The sequence below is a fragment of the Persicobacter diffluens genome (assembly GCF_036244895.1).
In the GTDB taxonomy this organism is placed as follows: Bacteria; Bacteroidota; Bacteroidia; order Cytophagales; family Cyclobacteriaceae; genus Persicobacter; species Persicobacter diffluens.
This window is the reverse complement of sequence record NZ_BQKE01000006.1, coordinates 221761-239534: the sequence shown is the minus strand read 5'-3', so window position 1 is coordinate 239534 and position 17774 is coordinate 221761. Positions and strand designations below refer to the sequence as shown.

The window sequence follows — 17774 nt, the reverse complement described above, 5'->3', positions numbered from 1 at the left end:
TTGTTAATCTAATTATGAAGGATTGAACCGAATATTAATAGGCCGATTCAAATATTTGAACCGTTTCTTCCAGGTTCACCTCTCTTGGATTCCCTCCGGTACAAACATCTTTCAGCGCATTTTCGGCCATTAATGAAAAGTCCTCCGGTTTAACTTCCAACTCCTTTAGTCCTGCAGGAATTCCCACTTCCTTAGATAATTTATTGATCGCCTCAATGAGCAAATCTTCCTGTTCCTTTAAGCTGAGCCCTTCAATGGAATAACCCATAGCCTCCGCGACTTTTCCTAATTTCTCAGAGCAAGAAGGCGCATTAAAGGAAATGACATGTGGCAATAAAATAGCATTGCACACCCCATGAGGTAAATCATAGGTTCCCCCCAACTGATGAGCCATGGAATGCACATAACCCAGGCCGCAATTGGAAAAAGCCTGCCCTGCAATGAATTGTCCCCAGGCCATTTTGGAACGGGCATCTAAGTTGTCTCCATCCGCTACGGCATCTGCCAGGCTTTCTGAGATTAGATTAATGGCTTTTAATGCAAGGGTATCTGACCACTCAAAAGCCCCTTTGGTGATATAAGCTTCTATAGCATGCGTAAGCGCATCCATACCCGTAGCAGCGGTTAAAGCCGCTGGCTTTTTCATCATCAGCTTTGGGTCATTTACCGCAATTTGAACCAGGCAATGTTTATCTACCATCACCATTTTCACCTTGCGTTCCTCATCAGTGATCACATAATTAATCGTGATTTCACTGGCCGTACCGGCGGTGGTGTTAATGGCAATTATGGGCAAAGAAGGTTTTGCTGATTGGTGAATACCTTCATAATCTCGGATATTTCCTCCATTTGTGGCTAAAATCCCGATGGCTTTCCCACAGTCCTGTGGAGATCCGCCTCCAAGGGTAATGATACAATCACAGGCACTTTGCTGAAGCTTTTCCAAACCCTTGTGTACATTTTCCACGGTGGGATTTTGCTTTACATCGGTAAACAGCTCATACTCCAGACCTGCCGCCGAAAGCATCTGCTCTACTTCTCCGGCAAGCCCAATGTCCGCTAGTATTTTATCGGTCACCAATAAAGCTTTTTGAAAAGTGCTTTCCTCCAACTCTGATTTCAGATCCTGAAGGGCATCCGGCCCCACAATACTTAATGGTGGTAAATATATTCTTCTTGAAGTATTCATAAAATTATACCTTTTCCGCTTCAGAAATTTCTTTTTCCAACTGAACAGCATCTGTACTAAATCCTCTCAAGGCAGGTGCGAGCACCAGGGCCGCCCCTAAGGCACTGGCATTATCTATTTCAGAAAGGCAAATTCTTTTCTCAGGGAAAGCCGTTTTTATTTCTTTAATAAAAATGGGGTTTCTGGCAAAGCCACCAGTTACAAAGAATTTTTTGGTTTCGTCCTGCTGCGGTAAAATATGCTGAATGGCATTCACACAAAGGGTGGCTAATTCCGACACCAGTCTGATATAGGCGGTTTCAATGTTCTTGAAGACCGATAGATCGACCTGCTTCAGCGCTTCCTCTACCGCTTCCGTTCCTGAAGGGAAAAAATATAATTCCTTAGAAAACATATTTTTTACCTCCGCTATTTGGCGTTCAGAAGCATCACATACTTTATAAAATTTAGGATCCGCCTCAAAATATTCGCTTAGCCTTTGCGTCCAGACATTATGAAAATGACCAAGAAAAACCCTGGAGGACTTCACCTGTTTTTGTTCCGGAGTTAAGAAACAAAGACAATCTTCCTTCAGCTGATTTTCTGTAAGGGGCTCGTTGTTAAAAGGATTCATATTAATGCACCAGGTTCCGGTAGAAATTAATGCAAAGGCCTCTTTTTCTGAACTTAAATACGGAACCAGAGCCGCTGAACTGTCATGAATACCGATTCCGAAAAGAATTTCCTGCCCCCCGAATTTTACCGGAAAACAGGTGCTATTGGGTAAAGGCGATGGAAAAATGATCCCTTCCTGCTGCAACCATGGGTGATATTCCATCTGATCAAAATCCCACAAAAACGTATGACAACCATTAGAAGTAGGATCTGCACAAAGTTGCTTGGTGAAATAATAAGATAAATACTGAGGAAAGTGCAAACTATCCACTCTCTTGCTCCAGATTTCAGGTTTTTGGTTTTTCAACCATAATAGCTGAACGCCGGAATTCAACATGGCACCTAATGCCGGGCTGGCAGTTCTCCGGCAAAATGCTGCACTTCCCCCATAATTATCGAAGAAATATTGCTGAACACTCTGGTCAATTTCTTTCAGATAATTGTATAAAGGACTTAAGACCTTTCCATTCTGATCCAGATGTAATAAACTTGCTCCATAGGTAGAAAAATTTACCCCGGCAATTAAATACCCCTCATCAATCAGCTGCTGAAGCGTTGCTTCCATCCAGTCTGTGATCAACTGAATATCATCACATTCTTCCCCATCCTCATCTTGAATAGGAGCAAAAACGCTTTCTTCCTGATGAATCAATTGAAAGGCACTATCAAACAGTAATACTTTTTTATTGGTTTTACCAATATCAAATATTGCGATTACTTTTTCTTGCATATCGAAAGCTGTTAAAAAGGGTTCCCCGATCAAAATATTGCTCACCCAATAAATTCAATTCATATAAATTGGGACCGACTGAATGATTCATTAATGATGAGCTATCGACTATGATGTCAAAAATTAATTCGAGTAATTTTGATATTTAAGCGTGTGTTAAAAGTCATACCAAACAAAACAAACGCCAACTATTAGCTGTGATTTTAGATTATTTTTCAACAATAGCAGATGCTATCCGCTCAAAATAACCGGATATCACTGCGGCATTAATCTAATTTTCTTAGGGAATTTGGATCTTCTAACACACGCTAAGGGAACCCTTATTGATAAAAAGCTATGGATTAAACTAACTCATGCGAACGGGCCGCAAGTACTTCTCTCTCGTACTCCTGCACATCCTGAATATAATCTTCCCCTGCCGGAACACCCATTTTTAAACAATAGTAATCCCACACTGCTCCAAATGGTTTGCTTTTTAATTCCTCCAGCATCGCCAGGCGTTCAAAGCCTTTACCCTCTTCTTCCAGGCGAACCAATTGTTCCGTTGGTTCCAGCATCGCAATCATAAAAGCTTTTTGAACCGCTCGCGTTCCGACTACATAGGCACCAATTCGGTTGATGGATGCATCAAAGAAGTCTAAACCTAGTTTTACACGCCCCAAAAAGTTATTGCGGATAATCTCAGAAGCAATCAGCTTAATATCATCATTCAACGTCACCACATGATCAGAATCCCATCTAACGGGTCTGGTCATATGCAACAATAACTGGTCTACGAATTGTAAACAGGCTGAAATCTTATCACCCACTTCTTCGGTTGGATGGAAATGGCCATTATCCAGGCAAATCAAGGTGTTATTCTTGATGGCATATCCCAAATAGAAATCATGAGACCCCACCGTCATGGATTCAGCACCAATTCCAAAAAGCTTACTTTCAACAGCATCCAGCATATGGTCTGCATCATACTTGATCGACAAAGCCTCATCCAGTGATTGCTTCAATAAGGCACGATGCGAATTCCGGTCAACCGGAATATCCTTCGACCCATCCGGAATCCATGAATTATGTACACATGGAGAGCCCAATTGACGGCCGATCTCCGCAGAAATTTCACGACAACGCTTCAGGTGCTCCACCCAAAATGCACGAATTTCAGGATCCTTAGACGATAAAGTAAAACCACCATCAGCTTTGGGGTGCGAAAAATTGGAAGCATTGAAGTCCATACCCAGATTATGCTCCTTACACCAGTCAATCCAGCTCTGGAAATGCTTTGGTTCAATTTGATCACGATCCACTAATTCTCCCTGAAAATCACCATAAATGGCATGAAGATTCAGACGCAAATTCCCCGGAATCAGACTAATGGCCTTCTCCAGATCGGCACGCATTTCAGCAATATTGGTCGCTTTGCCCGGGTAATTACCGGTAGCCTGAATGCCACCACCTGAAAGCTCGGCATCAGGGGTTTCAAAACCACCCACATCATCCGTTTGCCAGCAATGAAGACTCACTACTACTTCTTCCATTTTTTTGATGGCTGCTTCCACATCCACCCCAAGGGCTGCATATTGTTTTTTTGCTAATTCATACGCCTCGTGAATATATTGTTCCTTATTAGACATAACTGTATAATTTGATAAAAAATGATATAAAAAAATTAGCCAAAGCTGATAATGAAGGTACTTAGAATAAGTACCACTATTCCCTGAATCAGCATGACAGTAGTTTTGAAATTAACGCCTTTCCATTCCCCCAAAAACATTCCCCACAAATTCCCCAGTGCAATATTTAATGCCATTAGAATACTCCATGCAAAAGGAGCAAATCCGGAAGATAACTGGCTTTTTCCCATGCCATAAAAGTGGAACTGTAAAAACCACAACATTCCGCCCACCACACAATAAAATACATTGGATAAATTATTATTCAACGGCATCTGCAAAAGATCCTGATAAGTTTTATTACGAACCATTAAATAAATACAGTAGATAAAATTGGTCATAAATCCACCCGCAAGAATAAATATTAAAGTTGGGTTGCTCTGGAATAATGGGTTGGTCCCATACTTTAAGGCAATATTTTCAATGGGCTTTCCTACCTCAAATCCATAACTAAAGGCTGCACTCATTAAACCGGCTACAAAGGCAATTAATAGTCCCTTTTTCAGTGCAAATTCCTTCACCGCTTCTTTCTGCTCTTCAACACTCAGACCCTTTGTTTTCAATGCACCGGCATAACCAATTAAAGAAATTCCCAACAGACAAACCGCCACTCCTGCAATCATCAGAATACCCATTTTCGAGCTGAGCAAATTTTCCCCAGCCACTAATGGTGGAATCAATGTACCGAAGGCCGCACAAAAACCCAGGGCGATACTTTGTCCCATGGCGATGCCCAGATATCGAATACTCAGGCCAAAGGTAAGGCCTCCTACTCCCCAAAGCATTCCGAAAAATATGGCCCAGGCACAGGCATCTGCCGGAGCTTCCGTTAAAATAGTTAATAAGTTTCCTGTGGGAACAGTAAGGGCTGCAAACAACCAAGGCGCCACCATCCAGGCCGCTATCCCCTGAATGATCCAATAAACCTCCCATGACCATTTTTGTACTTTATTCAATGGAACATAGAAGCTGGCGGCTCCAAAACTTCCAACAGCGATTAACCCAATTGCACCAAATTCATTCATGATAAAAAAATTAACGCTTCAAAAAATATATAAATCCAAGAATTTGTTTTCTTTGATATACCAAATGTATCAGGAAGCCAAGGCTATCTCAATACACAAAATGAGCAATCATTTATACTTTTTGAACTTTTATGGAAGACTATTCAATCTATACCACTATCAGTGAAGAGGATCATGCGTGGGGAATGTGCTTAAATGTGGTAGGTAAAGCGATACTCACGCAGGGGATGGATTATCCTGCGAAGGATCATCCCCTGGGCTATTATTTTACATGGGAAAAAGGAAGGATATTAAATGAAGACCAATTTATATATATCACAGAGGGTCAGGGGATATTGGAGAATAATTATGGTAAATATCCGATTCAATCCGGCACACTGATGATTATTCCCAAGGGAGAATGGCATCGCTATCGACCCGAAAAATCTACCGGCTGGACCGAGAATTATATCGGTATCAGCGGAGCGCTTGTCCCGCATTTCATTGCCAAAACCTTTGACTTAAAAAGCTCCTGGCTTATACAATGTGGGCACCATGAAGAAATACTGGAGTGTTATCAAAAAATTGCAGACCTGTTGAAAAATGATCTGCCTGCCTGTCAGCAAATCGCTTCCGGTCTGGTATTGAAATTATTAGGATATGTCAGGGCCTTTAACCGACAAAAACCCATTAAGGGAAAGCCCATTGAAAAATTAATCGATCAGGCTAAATTTCAAATAAAAGCGAATGTAGACGGAGAGGTAGACTTAAAAGCGCTGTGTGAAAAGCACTGCATCAGTTTTGACTATTTCAGAAGAATATTTAAAAATCTTACCGGCCTGTCCCCTCACCAGTATCACTTACAATTAAAACTAATACGAGCGAAAGAATTACTCCTGAGCACGAATAAATCCGTGAAAGAAATCAGCTATATGCTGGGCTTTCAGAATATTCATTACTTCAGCCGCTTATTTAAACAAAAAACGGGGCAAAGCCCTTCTCAACTCAGATCAAATTAAGAGCATGAATAATCCGCCTCAAACTGGCTGAAAAACTAAAACGATGGTTTTTCAGGCCTAAATCAGGTACTCAACAAATTTCAGATCTGTCACTATTATGCATTTTTTGGCTAATTTTCAACAATTTACTTTTGCTATTAAAATGATTCACAACAGCTCCTTTTTGCTCATTTATCACTAGTATTGTAGGACTTTTTTTAGAATAAGAACACTATGAAAAATACTGAACTTGTATTCAATATTTGGTTTATCGTTGATATTAAAACCGGTTTATCATCAGCGGCCCATACAGCTAGACATTTTTGCCTAAAAACGTAAAAAGCGAATCAACAATAGTAACTTTGGGTTCCAACGCCAACAAAGATCTATGTTCAATTCGCTTCACAGCAAACTTACGCAAGAATTTCCAAAATGGGGTAAAGCTTGCTGGAAAAATGTACTCGCCCTAAGTTTAGGCATCATCCGAAAAGGAACCGTTTGTCTTAATAAAGTGAAAGATTCCATCGGTAGCATTTTAGATAATCAGCGTACTTCCGCCTCTGGCCATTACAAACGCTTAACCCGCATATTTACGGAATATTCTGACACCCATTTATGGAGTGATCTATTGCAATTATCCGCCATGCATATGCACAAAGGTGGGGATTTTTTGATGGTCGATGGCACCAGCTGGACGCAAGGGGATCGTACTTTTCATTTCATGACCTTGGCCATTTTGTATAATGGAGTAGCGGTGCCGATCTATTTCATGAATCTGGAAAAGAAGGGCATCAGTAATCAGGAAGAAAGAATTCAGTTGCTTGAAGAGGCGTCAAAGTTATTCAATCTTGAAGGCAAAATTCTCTTGGCTGATCGTGAATACGCAGGACAGAAATTCATCAAATACCTTGAGGATAACGGCTTTAAATATGTGCTTCGGGTAAAAGAATGCAACTTTAAGAATCAGTGGAATGAAAAATCTATGACGAAAGCGCAAATGATTTCAAAAGTCATAAATAGTAAGGTGAAGGGCAAAACGATGTCCGCTAAGATGAAGTTTGAAGCCGGAGACAATTGCCGGATGGTCATCAAGAAAAGTGAAGATGCGGAAAAGGAACCTGTGATTTTCCTTCTGACAAATCTATCTAAAAACGCATATAAAGTAGCTGAGGACTATCGGAAGCGATGGCAAATTGAGACATGTTTCAGACATTTGAAGACCAATGGTTTTGACCTTGAAAAAATGAATGTTCAGGGAGCAGATAGATGTCGGTTAATGATGGCTATTGTCGTTTTTGCATATTCGGTATCCATAGCTCATGGGTTAAAAAAGTACAAAAATGTTCGTCTGAAAACTTATGCCAATGGTAAAAGGTACAGATCCATTTCCGTTTTTCGAAAAGGAGTCGAATGCATCGCAGAAGCTGATTACAGAATAGAAAATTGGGGCGAGTATATCCTGATTCACTTCTTAAGCCATGATCGGAAAATTTGCCCCAAATCAATAAATGTCTAGCTGTATGATCAGCGGCATTATTTAAATCTTATCAGCTTTCCGGTAGTGATGATGAGAAGTTTACGGCACTTCAATCCGTAGCAGAAGCTGATTATCAGTCCGCAAAAAGAATAGATTTTGAGAAGGATACCTTTGCCAATATTGCGGAGGCAGAAAAACTTAACGGCATGATTCCTGATAATTTAATCAATTCTTATTTTTATCAGAATTTGGATCTGTTTTTAGAAAAAATGCAAAAGGAAGGAGAAAAATTCCCCAAAGAACCGCTGTATATCTCCACCTTTCTGATGCAAAATGAAACTGGAGAAATGCGACCAATGACCTCGGAGGAGAACAAAGCCTGGGCGATTGCGGAGCAAAAAAGGCTAAAGGGTGAGCAATCTTAGAAGATATTAATATCCGCAGGATCTATTTTGAATTTTGGAGTTTGAATACACCGCCATCATACCACCTATGATGAATAAAAAAGGATTTAGCCTAAAGCTAAATCCTTTTTTATCATATTTCATTTATGTGTCGGGGACCTCCAATGGAGGAAGAGAATCAAGTGAAATAACTGTTGGACTTCTTTTTTGAGGAACGAATAAAGGCGACTAAAAACATATACTATAAGCGCTTACAGTAGCCAAAATTTTTCTTGCTCCCTAAAAAGCGTCCACATCAAACTGATAGACTTTTTTGGCATAAGCCTTCAGGCCTTTTACCTGATAAAGCCTTTCCTGCGGCGTTCCAAAGTTCTTTATTAAATATCGGCCAAAAAAACGGATCGCTTCCTCAGAAGGCGTTTGCATCTCCCAGGAAGACAAACTTTTTCGCTCCAGTGCAGGAGCTTCATTCTGCAAATACTCCAGGTAATCATCCAAACAATCCTCTCCTAACTGATTATAATACTGAAAACACAAATCCTTCCAATATTGATTAAACTCCTCCGCAATTCTTTCCTTATGTACTTCCCACTCCCGCTTTTCCAAATTAGGTTTAGGCGCCTCATAAACCGGCGCTTTTGTAGCTTTTGGTGCCACGGCGAATAATTCTGTCTGTGGTACGGATTCTGCGTAATTTTCCTTAATAGCAGTTCTTAAATAGCCTTGAGGATTTTTAATCCTTTGTTGTTGGCATAATAAATAATCAATATTTTTCTCAATACGATCATTATCATATTCATTCTTTAACTGAAGCACTAATTGATGCCAATTGCTTCGGCCAATACGCTTAAAACGAGCCACCAGCGCACGCACCCACTTTTCTACCAACTGATCCGTTACTACCGAAAGCTCTCCGACTTCCGGATCCTTCATGGCGCTATCCGCCTTAAAATGCCTGCCCTGCTTATAGCGAACATGAAAAAAGACATCCTGCACCTTTCTACCGAGGCGTTTTTCTTCCAAACTGGTGACCTCCAAATCACAACGGTCGTTCGAATTAATATCGTTGATAGATTTGGCCAACACATTTCGCTTAAACTCGCTATAGATCAGATTACCATTTTTCTTATTTCTATAAGAGCCTCTGGCCAGCATTTCCCCCAGCATTTCCACTGAAAACTTCACCTGCCCATGCTGCAAGCGATTTTTGGTTAAGTGCTGCAATAAAACCTCATACAATTTAAAAGCACTTCCAACCCTAAAATCACGCACCTTTTCATACAAGTATTGGGTGAAATTTCCTTTATCCCACTGCTTTATAAACATCTCCACAATTTCAGGAGATAAACTCACCTGCATTTCCTTACCCTCAACAGTCTTCTTGGTCTTTCGATCTCGGTATCCACGAACGGCAGAAGCTATTGGAATCCTACGCTCTTCTTCCATTTCCTCGGTTTGAATGCGAAGAAAGACACTGATACCTGTTAAATCGCCCAATTGTTCTTTAATCTGCTGCAACGCCCGACCGTTTACTTTTTCGCCACCAAAAAAATCTCTCGGAAAGAGTGGTACATATTGTCGGCCTCTTTCGTCTGTAGGTAAGTCTAGCTCTCCATTTTGCGCCATCACATACCTGTTCGCTGCAATCAAAAGAATTTTATTTTGAGTCGCCGTGAGCCCCTCTTGCTTACTGTTGATAAGCTTATTACTTTTCTGAACGCGAAAGTTTAAAACCGAATTTTCTATATCCATAAAAATTATTGCAGGATTACGTTACAACTCTACAAATATAAAAGAAAGGAAGATTTTTCAAAACGTTATAACACTACAAAATGCGTTACTTTCCTACAAAATTACGTTATTTCACTACAATCCGGGCGTTATTTGTTTACATATTAAACGTTATTTTACTACCTAATTCGCGTTACAATACTACCTCTAATACGTTACTTCACTACCACAACATCAACTTAATATGCTGTAAAAGAATTACTTAATAGCGTACAACAAATAACTATATAAATAATAACTACTTGTTAAAAGGCTACAGGTTGTTGTAATTTTTTATTTTGATAGTTGTTGTGTAACGTAAATAGAGATTTTAATCAATATTTTTATTTTTGCAGGATTCTATTTGAAAATTGGCCCATGATTGTAGTTAAGTAACGTAAAAACTAGGCTTTTTCGTCCAAAATAAAATTACTAAATGTAGTATTGTAACGTAATAATGGGCAGTTACTATGCATTCAAAGTTTATCCAACCTCCTAATATGGTGTTTTGTAACGTCAAAAGGACTAAAAATCGGGCATTTTTAGTAAATAAGCTACTTCCACTTTTATTGGTTGTAGAGAAGTAACGTAAAAAATGCCAGGAAACTATCCGCATAATGAATAAAATCTTTAAATTAATGTGTTTTATCGTTTTTGCCCCGTAGGATTGTAACGTATTAAGGCAAGTAAGCAGTGATAGAATGCATGTTTACGTTATTTTGCTACTGTTTCGAAATATGCTGTCAATTGTTTGACTAGCGGGAGGTGAGGAGTTTTAGGATATTGAAGAGTGCCATTATCTTGATAAATATTCGGTAAACATAACTGTTTTCTAATTTCGATTTTCCTCTTAGGAATTATTTCGGCTTAATTAAGCCGAATAAGCTCACGGCAAAGTTTATAATTACGATAAGGAGCTATATTTCAGTTCGTTGGTATTGATTTCACTGTTTTACTAATGGCCCAAATTTGGTTACGTTTGCTTCCCCCCTACTCCTTCTGCTCTGGAATAACCTTATTACAGCAAAGGATTCCCTCCTTTTTCCACTATGCAGCTAAAAGAAAGTTTAAGCATGAATAATCTGGCAAGAAACCATTTACGCTTTTGAGCGTGATGAAAAGTCTAATTTCGCAGCGAAAATTTGATTATTCAGAAGCGATATCCGATTGTTTTGCGAGAATAGCAGCGCGATTTTGGAAATTATCCAAATCGCTTCCAATAATTTGAATTTGCAGCCGGATGGTGTGCTTTTCAACACGCCCTTTGGTGGTTATAATTATTTCGGACTTTCAAAACGTTCAAAAGGATGTTTTGTAGTAGTATTACAACGTAATAAAAGTCTTAAATAGTTTCTTATGCTTTTGACTTGTTAATTTTTATCGAATTAGGCCCTTACCTGATAAATTGATCTTACTAAACTGCTTTATTTCAGGTTTATTTTGATTCAATAGGTCAGCTTTGTGTAAGCTGGCATTCTCCTTATTCATCTGCTTATTTGGAAAAATTTTGGAAGAGCGCATTATTCCTTTTTTTCCATTTGTGCTAGGCGGGCATTAATAGCGGTTTGATTTAATGCGTTACTTTGCTACTGCTTTGAAAAATATGGTGCTTGTAGTAAAGTAACGTAATAAAATACTTTGAGTGAGTACGTGTTTAAAGCCAAAATTCACAGCTAAAACTAAAATTTGATTATTTCAGAAGCGATAGCCGGTTATTTTGAGGGAATAGCATCGCTATTGTTGAGAAATTACCTAAAATCGTTTCCAATAATTTGAAATTGCAGCCGGATACTTGTAAACATGCTCAATAACTTATAGTTGAGTTTTTGGAACGATAGTTCGTTTTCGGAATTATTATGGGCACATGCGATGTCTCAGGGATTTTATAAGCTATTTTCCGTTACCTAAAAAATTGTTGGTCTTGTAGAAAAGTAACGTTGAAAAAGCTGTTCAAGTCCGGCTCTTATTTGCAAATCCTGTCAATATACTGGGTCGATGCAGTTATTTTGGTGCTTGATAGAACTAATGTTATCATTGAACTAAAGATACGTTCAGCTTTTTTGGGGCATCAATAAATAGTGTTTTTTGTAGGGAAGTAACGTAAAAAGGTGTTTTAGGGCATTTGTCCTCCTGAAAATTTAATTACTATAATCGGCTAACCGGAATACCTGTGTGCCTGGCATTGCTATTGTTTTTAATTCTATCCAAAGTCACTTATTATTTATGAAGTGCTTAATCAGATAATGGAAGTTGAGGGGGCACCGAGGGTTTATGCTGGTTTTTTAAAAGGGCCTGGTAAAAGCAATAATATTTTAAATTTTACAATAAATTTTATTATCTTATTGAGATATAGTGACCGCCTTTCCCCTATTTCACTGAATTCTATCATTATTTTTTGGTTATAGTTACTAAATTGTAACGCAACTTTGTTATTCTCATTTTTATCATGTTACTTTGTTACAGTTAAGTAACATCATGTGTAAAATTTACACATCACTATTAATCTTCAACCTCATGGAAAAATTATCCAATGCTTTATTAAAGTGGATTATCAGCAAGAAAAAGATCCTGAATATTTCAGCTATTGAAGCGGAAACAGGTGTGAGTCGAATGACGATGCACCGAATTTTGAATGAGGAGTCAGATATCTCTCCAGCAATCTATCAGAAGCTACTTCCTTTTTTTCAGGAAAACTACGGCATCACAGAAGAGAAATTGTTGGATTTAATCAATCCCCCCGCTAAGGTGATTACTTTTTGGAATCAAAAGGGAGGTGTTGGAAAAACCACTACCGCTGTTTCTATGGCCAGTGCTTTTGCTTATATGGGAAAAAAGGTATTATTGATCGATGCCGATTATCAGAATAATGCCATGACCACCTATGGTTTGAATAAAGAAGATTTCGGAGAGGATACCTTAGGGTTGATGGACACCCTGGTGGACCCTTCCCTATTTGAAGACGCGGTAGTGCAGCCTATTGATGAATTGGAAGGCTATCATATTTTACCAAACTGGGGAGACTTGGTTCATTTGGCGGATGATAATGCGAATTTGTCGCCAGTTCAAAAATTGTACTGCTTTAAAAATTTGATTGAGTCGGTTAATAGACAATACGATTTAATCATTTTGGACATGCGTCCGGATTTGGGAACCATATTTTCTTATGCTCCACTATTGGGTTCTGAGCATGTCTTTTTACCATTGGATGCAGGTAAATATGCTTTAAGTGGATTGAATAAGTCCATCCCCTATTTGCAGTCCATTCAATCAGATAATCCAAAGTTGCGGATAGAGGGAGCGTTTTTTAATAAAGTCCAGATTGCTAAAAAAGAGGATAAAGACAGTATTCAGGATACGGTAGCATTATTGGATGATTACGGGATTTTTACATTTGAAAGTTATATTCGAGATCTATCAGGGGTGAAGAAGGCGATTAGAAATAATTATGATCCGGTAAGTTTTGGTTATCGGATTAATGAAGGTAAAGAGAATTTGAAGAATGAAGCGAAAACCTGTTTGGATGCTTATCAGGATTTCATGGATTTTTTCACAGAAATGAAAACAGTATTGAATTATGGCTAAGAAACCTTTGATTCGAAAAAATAGAAATGAAAACACCGGTGCTCCTCAGTCCAAAAGCGTGGTCTCTGGTGTTTTTGATTCAAAGTTGGTTCAGAAAAATTTATTCGTAAATCCAGCGACCTTACAGGTTTTGCCTGAATTGAAGAATTTCATTGCCCCCCTATCCGATAATGAATTTGATACCCTGAAAACGTCTGTGCAGGCTCATGGGATTTACGATCCCATAAAAGTATGGAATGTGGATGGTGATAAATTTGTGATCGATGGCCATCATCGTTACAGAGTGGCGCAGGAATTGAAGTTGGAAACCGTTCCTGTATTTGAAATTGAAAATCTGGACAGTCGAGAGGATGTATTGGAGTGGATGCTGACCAATCAGTTGGGGAGAAGAAATATTACTCCATTGATGGCATCCTTTCTGAGAGGTCGTAAATATGCTCAGGAGGTGGAAAGTGGCAGTGGCAATGCCATAGAAAAATTGACGCAGCAGTTTGCTGTTAGCCGGAAAACCTTGCATAATGATCGTGCTATTTTCATCGCATTAGAATACATCGGAAAAGAGAAAAATGATTGGTATAATTTTCTGATTCATCCAGAGTTACCCGAAGAACCTGAGCGTGAATATGTGTTGCTTTCAAAATTGAGAAAGTCAGACCTAACGGCTCTGTCGGAGGAGCTTAAGGAAGGTGAAGTGAATTTACTGGAATGGCTGGATTCTTTTGACACCATTCCTGTTTTCCCCAAGGAACCCAAGGCGACAGTTGCTCAAAAACCTTCCGCCAATTTCTCCAAATTTGAGAAACTAGGTAAATCTTTTGATAGTTGGAATAAGCAGTTTCAATCCAATAAGTTCCGGGCGGAATATGAACAATTAGCTGCGGAAGAAAAAGCTGCTTTTAAAGATAAGCTGCAAGCGCAAAAGGAATTGTTGGAAGAATATATCAAGGCTTTGTAGGAAGCCACTTCCCTACTGAATTTTGAAAAGTCTCCTGAGGTTTTCTTGATAGAATCCTTCAGGAGATTTTTTTTTTTAGAGGCGCAGGGCATTTATTAACGATCGTTTTTAACATCAATCAGGTACTACCCTGTGCAATAAAACCATCTTGCAAGCTAATTTCCAACAGGAGCTCGATGTATTTTTGGGCTTTAAATTGCCTTAATTTCGGTGCTGAATTTCACCTTATTCATTTACTTCCTTAGATAAAAGTTGAAAAAGTGCACTGCCCCTTGGTGGTTCACGCCTTGCAGCTCAGCGCGTATTTAAGCATTTGTAATCGGCCTTTAGTCGTGATCAAACTTTTTGTGGTGGGTTTTTTCTTGTGCCAGAATTACTCCATAAACTATGTTCATTTTCTTTCAAATACCTCCATTAGGATTTTTTTCTACTAATTTTAATAATAAATCTTCCCAAGACCTACCCTTTTGTTTCTGCGGATTAAACCTTCAAAAAATTTCCTTCGGAATAAGTCGGGATACATTCATGATTAAATTGCTATTATTATTACAAACCCAGGAGGAATTTTGCCTCCAAGGAAATAGTTTCTATATACAGTCAGAAATTAGGTTAAAGCCCTTAATTGAAATTTGAATGGGCTTCTCTGTAAAATTCCTAACCTTTATTCCTCTCCCCTTTTTAATTTTGAATAAAGGAACTTTTGAGTTGAGATGGTTTATTCATTCTTAAATCTTCGTTTAGCTACAAGGCGGGAAAATGAAGGGATTTTTCTTATTTCATTTTTTTCTAACGAATCCGATGAATGAGGAGAAAGCTAACTTGCCCAAATTTAGGTTATTATTATATTAGCGAACACTACCTTATTGTTTTGACAATAGAACATTTAAAATACACTACTAGAAGTGCGTTTAAAAGCCAAAATTTGCATTGAAAATTTGATTCTTGTAGAAGTTATCCCCGATTATTTTGAGAGAAAAGCAGCGCTATTGTAAAGAAATTATCCGAAATTGCTTCCAATAATTCGAATTCGAAGCCGGATGTTATGCATTTATACAGGCTCTAAACTTAGGACTGAATAATTCGGATTAAGTGTTCAACCCATGCTGTAATTAGTGATTTGTTATGTTTTCTTCCAAAATCCAGATAAGTGGTGTGGGTAGTTACTTTTCTACCAAATGAAGATTCCTTTTGCGGGAATTAAGACCTAGTGATGAGGTCTAGACCTCTTTAGACAACAGCCTTCATCAAGCGCTACAATTTTTGCTGTAGTATGTTGCTTCCCCTAATTCCTTTGTGAAATGAATTTATGTTTCATTGGATTCCGCTTACCGGTATTTCTTGCATTATAAATGTAAAGGAATGGTCTTGAGTCGCTGATCAATTGTCTAGAGTTATGAATATCGGAATTGGTAGAACCGGGAGGTGCTTTGTCCCAATTAAGGGGTTTGGGAAGCCCCAATGATTTTGATAGTGAAAAACCTTCCAGCACAAATTCCTATCATTTCTATGGCTGATCAATCATTATTCAGGTAAGACTTGCTGCTTTTAGCTTTAACTTTCTGTCTCTCCTTTTCATTTTTTCTTGATAAAAAACGAAGCAAAAAATCAAGGCTGAGATCAATTCAGGCGAGCCCTTGAAACTGCTACCGGAATCCATCAAGGCGTTATTTGATTAATGCTGAAATCTAAATAGAGCTGGTGGAAATAACGCTGTGATGCCTTCCCTTTCGGTAGCAACACCAATGGCTTTTCGCCAATTGATCAAGGCCAAAAGTTGAAGTGGAAGACTTTAAGCTTGGAGATTTACCCTGTAATCAACATTCTTGGCAAAGGAACATAGGTTTTATCAGTAGATCAAATTTTTTAATTCACTACTCTTTATGTGATTAACTTTTTGATTAGTCGTAATACCGCTTACTAAAAAGGCTGTTAATAGAGCAGATTTGATGCGGTGTGTCTATTGTAATAGATGGGTTATTGCCTTTTCAGGACGTCATAAAAAGCTTTTGAATGAAGGTATACAATGTTCCAAGCAGCCTTTTAGGCTAGGTTGGACTGGGTGGAAAAGATTGTCTAGATTCGTATTCGGGTCAGCTTCCAAGGCTGAAGATTTTGCTGGAGTCAGTTGACATCTCCAAATACTTTGGAGGAAGGAATCTATGTTTCATTTGATTTGGCCTATCTGTATTGCTTGAATTTTCAATGTAAAAAAATCGTATTGGCTTGGTGCTCAATCTCCGTAAGGGAATCAACTACCATCAATCTAGACTTTGAAAGTGGTATGAAGTATTCCTAAAGCCTGTTCTAAGCAGTTCTGATTGATCGGTTGACTCGGAAAGCTCATTCGTTCAATATGGGTTTGGAGTCTTATTGATTAAGAGAGACAACGAATCTTGAAAAACTGAAATAATTTATTAAAAGCAACTATGGGCTTTTGGCCTATTTATTTTACTTTTAATGGTACCCTTTTCGATTGGAAGGGTGGTATCCATTTGGTTTGAGTTTACACTCAATAACAGATTAACAATCTTATAATTTTTAAAGCATTTACTACCCGAAAAAATATAGGGTAAAGAATATTGACTATGAAACATAAGATTAACAGATTTTATTCCTACGTTCTTTTAGCGATCGTTGTATTTCTTTCCTATAATTTTCTAGCGGGTAACATCACAGTTGGACTGGGATTAGGAGATATTATTTTTATCCCAATAATTTTGATTATTTTTTTTTCTTATTTGATCACCTTGATCATAAATAGGAAAAAGGCTAAAAATATAATAATCATTAATATCATATTCACCCTTCCTATTATGTGGCTTATTTTATCAGTAACTATTTGGCGGGGAGTTCAATATCCGTGGAATGGGGAACTATTTTTTCCTTCTAAAGAGTCTAAGAGGTTATATGCTGAAAAGGAAAAAAACTGGATATCAGAAAGGGATAGTCTTATACATTTAATTGAACTAGACCCTAATGAAATCAATGCATATGCTAAAATAGGTCGTTTGAGCAGCTTATTAGGAGAAGAAACTGAGGCATTAAACTATTATAAGATTGGTGCAAAAAAAGGAGATAATTTTTCTAAATATTTATTAGCAAAAGAATATGAAGCAAGGGATATGAAAGATAAAGCTATATTTCTGTATAGAGAGATATTGGATACGGACTCAACTCATCAAGTAGCGAAGATCGAACTTCGTAGATTATTAAATTAACGATTACTTTTCAATACCTTACATCTAGGAGCCTATCGGATTACCCCACATTTTCACCCCACTGTAACCACAAAAATTTGAATATCTGCGGTTTTTCTATTTCGGGGCAAAATTTGCCTTAAAAAT

At 38.3% G+C, this 17774-nt stretch carries 11 protein-coding genes; 6 read left to right on the top strand and 5 right to left on the bottom strand.

Annotated elements, in window-relative coordinates; genetic code table 11:
- Positions 1-34 precede the first annotated feature (34 nt).
- The 4 genes from AAA970_RS25790 to AAA970_RS25775 form a co-directional block, all read right to left on the bottom strand.
- Positions 35-1189, bottom strand: coding sequence for an iron-containing alcohol dehydrogenase (locus AAA970_RS25790; RefSeq protein WP_338239805.1), 1155 nt, complete (start codon positions 1187-1189; stop codon positions 35-37).
- Between the two features lie 4 nt (positions 1190-1193).
- A complete protein-coding gene (locus tag AAA970_RS25785) occupies positions 1194-2573 on the bottom strand; it encodes an FGGY family carbohydrate kinase (RefSeq protein ID WP_338239804.1) in 1380 nt (459 codons plus the stop codon).
- A gap of 341 nt (positions 2574-2914) precedes the next feature.
- On the bottom strand, positions 2915-4201 hold the full coding sequence (locus AAA970_RS25780) for an L-rhamnose isomerase (protein ID WP_338239803.1): 1287 nt from the start codon (positions 4199-4201) through the stop codon (positions 2915-2917).
- 35 nt (positions 4202-4236) lie between these two features.
- Positions 4237-5265, bottom strand: a complete 1029-nt coding sequence (locus tag AAA970_RS25775) for an L-rhamnose/proton symporter RhaT (protein WP_338239802.1) — start codon at positions 5263-5265, stop codon at positions 4237-4239.
- A 131-nt stretch (positions 5266-5396) separates the two neighbouring features.
- Here AAA970_RS25775 and AAA970_RS25770 point away from each other — a divergent pair, with 131 nt between their 5' ends.
- The 3 genes from AAA970_RS25770 (at position 5397) to AAA970_RS25760 (ending at position 8144) form a co-directional block, all read left to right on the top strand.
- The gene (locus tag AAA970_RS25770; RefSeq protein WP_338239800.1) at positions 5397-6263 is read left to right on the top strand and encodes an AraC family transcriptional regulator; all 867 of its coding nucleotides are present in this window, start codon (positions 5397-5399) and stop codon (positions 6261-6263) included.
- 367 nt (positions 6264-6630) lie between these two features.
- Complete coding sequence (locus tag AAA970_RS25765; protein WP_338235849.1) at positions 6631-7758, top strand: transposase; 1128 nt, start codon at positions 6631-6633, stop codon at positions 7756-7758.
- 167 nt (positions 7759-7925) lie between these two features.
- Positions 7926-8144, top strand: coding sequence for a hypothetical protein (locus AAA970_RS25760; RefSeq protein WP_338239799.1), 219 nt, complete (start codon positions 7926-7928; stop codon positions 8142-8144).
- Positions 8145-8402: 258 nt separating this feature from the next.
- Here the strand turns inward: AAA970_RS25760 and AAA970_RS25755 are convergent, their stop codons facing one another.
- Positions 8403-9875: a RepB family plasmid replication initiator protein gene (locus AAA970_RS25755; protein ID WP_060690166.1), complete on the bottom strand. Its 1473-nt coding sequence runs from the start codon at positions 9873-9875 to the stop codon at positions 8403-8405.
- Between the two features lie 2532 nt (positions 9876-12407).
- Here AAA970_RS25755 and AAA970_RS25750 point away from each other — a divergent pair.
- The 3 genes from AAA970_RS25750 to AAA970_RS25740 all read left to right on the top strand — a co-directional run bounded on the left by AAA970_RS25750 (position 12408) and on the right by AAA970_RS25740 (position 17648).
- The gene (locus AAA970_RS25750) at positions 12408-13475 is read left to right on the top strand and encodes an AAA family ATPase (protein WP_060690168.1); all 1068 of its coding nucleotides are present in this window, start codon (positions 12408-12410) and stop codon (positions 13473-13475) included.
- A complete protein-coding gene (locus AAA970_RS25745; RefSeq protein WP_338239797.1) occupies positions 13468-14430 on the top strand; it encodes a ParB N-terminal domain-containing protein in 963 nt (320 codons plus the stop codon). Before AAA970_RS25750 ends, AAA970_RS25745 begins: the two co-directional genes overlap by 8 nt.
- Positions 14431-17015: 2585 nt before the next feature.
- Entirely contained in the window at positions 17016-17648 is a 633-nt protein-coding gene (locus tag AAA970_RS25740) for a tetratricopeptide repeat protein (protein WP_338239796.1), read from the top strand.
- Positions 17649-17774 lie beyond the last annotated feature (126 nt).

What these genes read in the sequence shown, in the direction of transcription:
- AAA970_RS25745 (WP_338239797.1), top strand. Translation starts at nt 13,468, where the DNA reads ATGGCTAAGAAACCTTTGATTCGAAAAAATAGAAATGAAAACACCGGT.
- AAA970_RS25790 (WP_338239805.1), bottom strand. Translation starts at nt 1,189, where the DNA reads ATGAATACTTCAAGAAGAATATATTTACCACCATTAAGTATTGTGGGG.
- AAA970_RS25750 (WP_060690168.1), top strand. Translation starts at nt 12,408, where the DNA reads ATGGAAAAATTATCCAATGCTTTATTAAAGTGGATTATCAGCAAGAAA.
- AAA970_RS25785 (WP_338239804.1), bottom strand. Translation starts at nt 2,573, where the DNA reads ATGCAAGAAAAAGTAATCGCAATATTTGATATTGGTAAAACCAATAAA.
- AAA970_RS25765 (WP_338235849.1), top strand. Translation starts at nt 6,631, where the DNA reads ATGTTCAATTCGCTTCACAGCAAACTTACGCAAGAATTTCCAAAATGG.
- AAA970_RS25760 (WP_338239799.1), top strand. Translation starts at nt 7,926, where the DNA reads ATGATTCCTGATAATTTAATCAATTCTTATTTTTATCAGAATTTGGAT.
- AAA970_RS25775 (WP_338239802.1), bottom strand. Translation starts at nt 5,265, where the DNA reads ATGAATGAATTTGGTGCAATTGGGTTAATCGCTGTTGGAAGTTTTGGA.
- AAA970_RS25780 (WP_338239803.1), bottom strand. Translation starts at nt 4,201, where the DNA reads ATGTCTAATAAGGAACAATATATTCACGAGGCGTATGAATTAGCAAAA.
- AAA970_RS25770 (WP_338239800.1), top strand. Translation starts at nt 5,397, where the DNA reads ATGGAAGACTATTCAATCTATACCACTATCAGTGAAGAGGATCATGCG.
- AAA970_RS25740 (WP_338239796.1), top strand. Translation starts at nt 17,016, where the DNA reads ATGAAACATAAGATTAACAGATTTTATTCCTACGTTCTTTTAGCGATC.
- AAA970_RS25755 (WP_060690166.1), bottom strand. Translation starts at nt 9,875, where the DNA reads ATGGATATAGAAAATTCGGTTTTAAACTTTCGCGTTCAGAAAAGTAAT.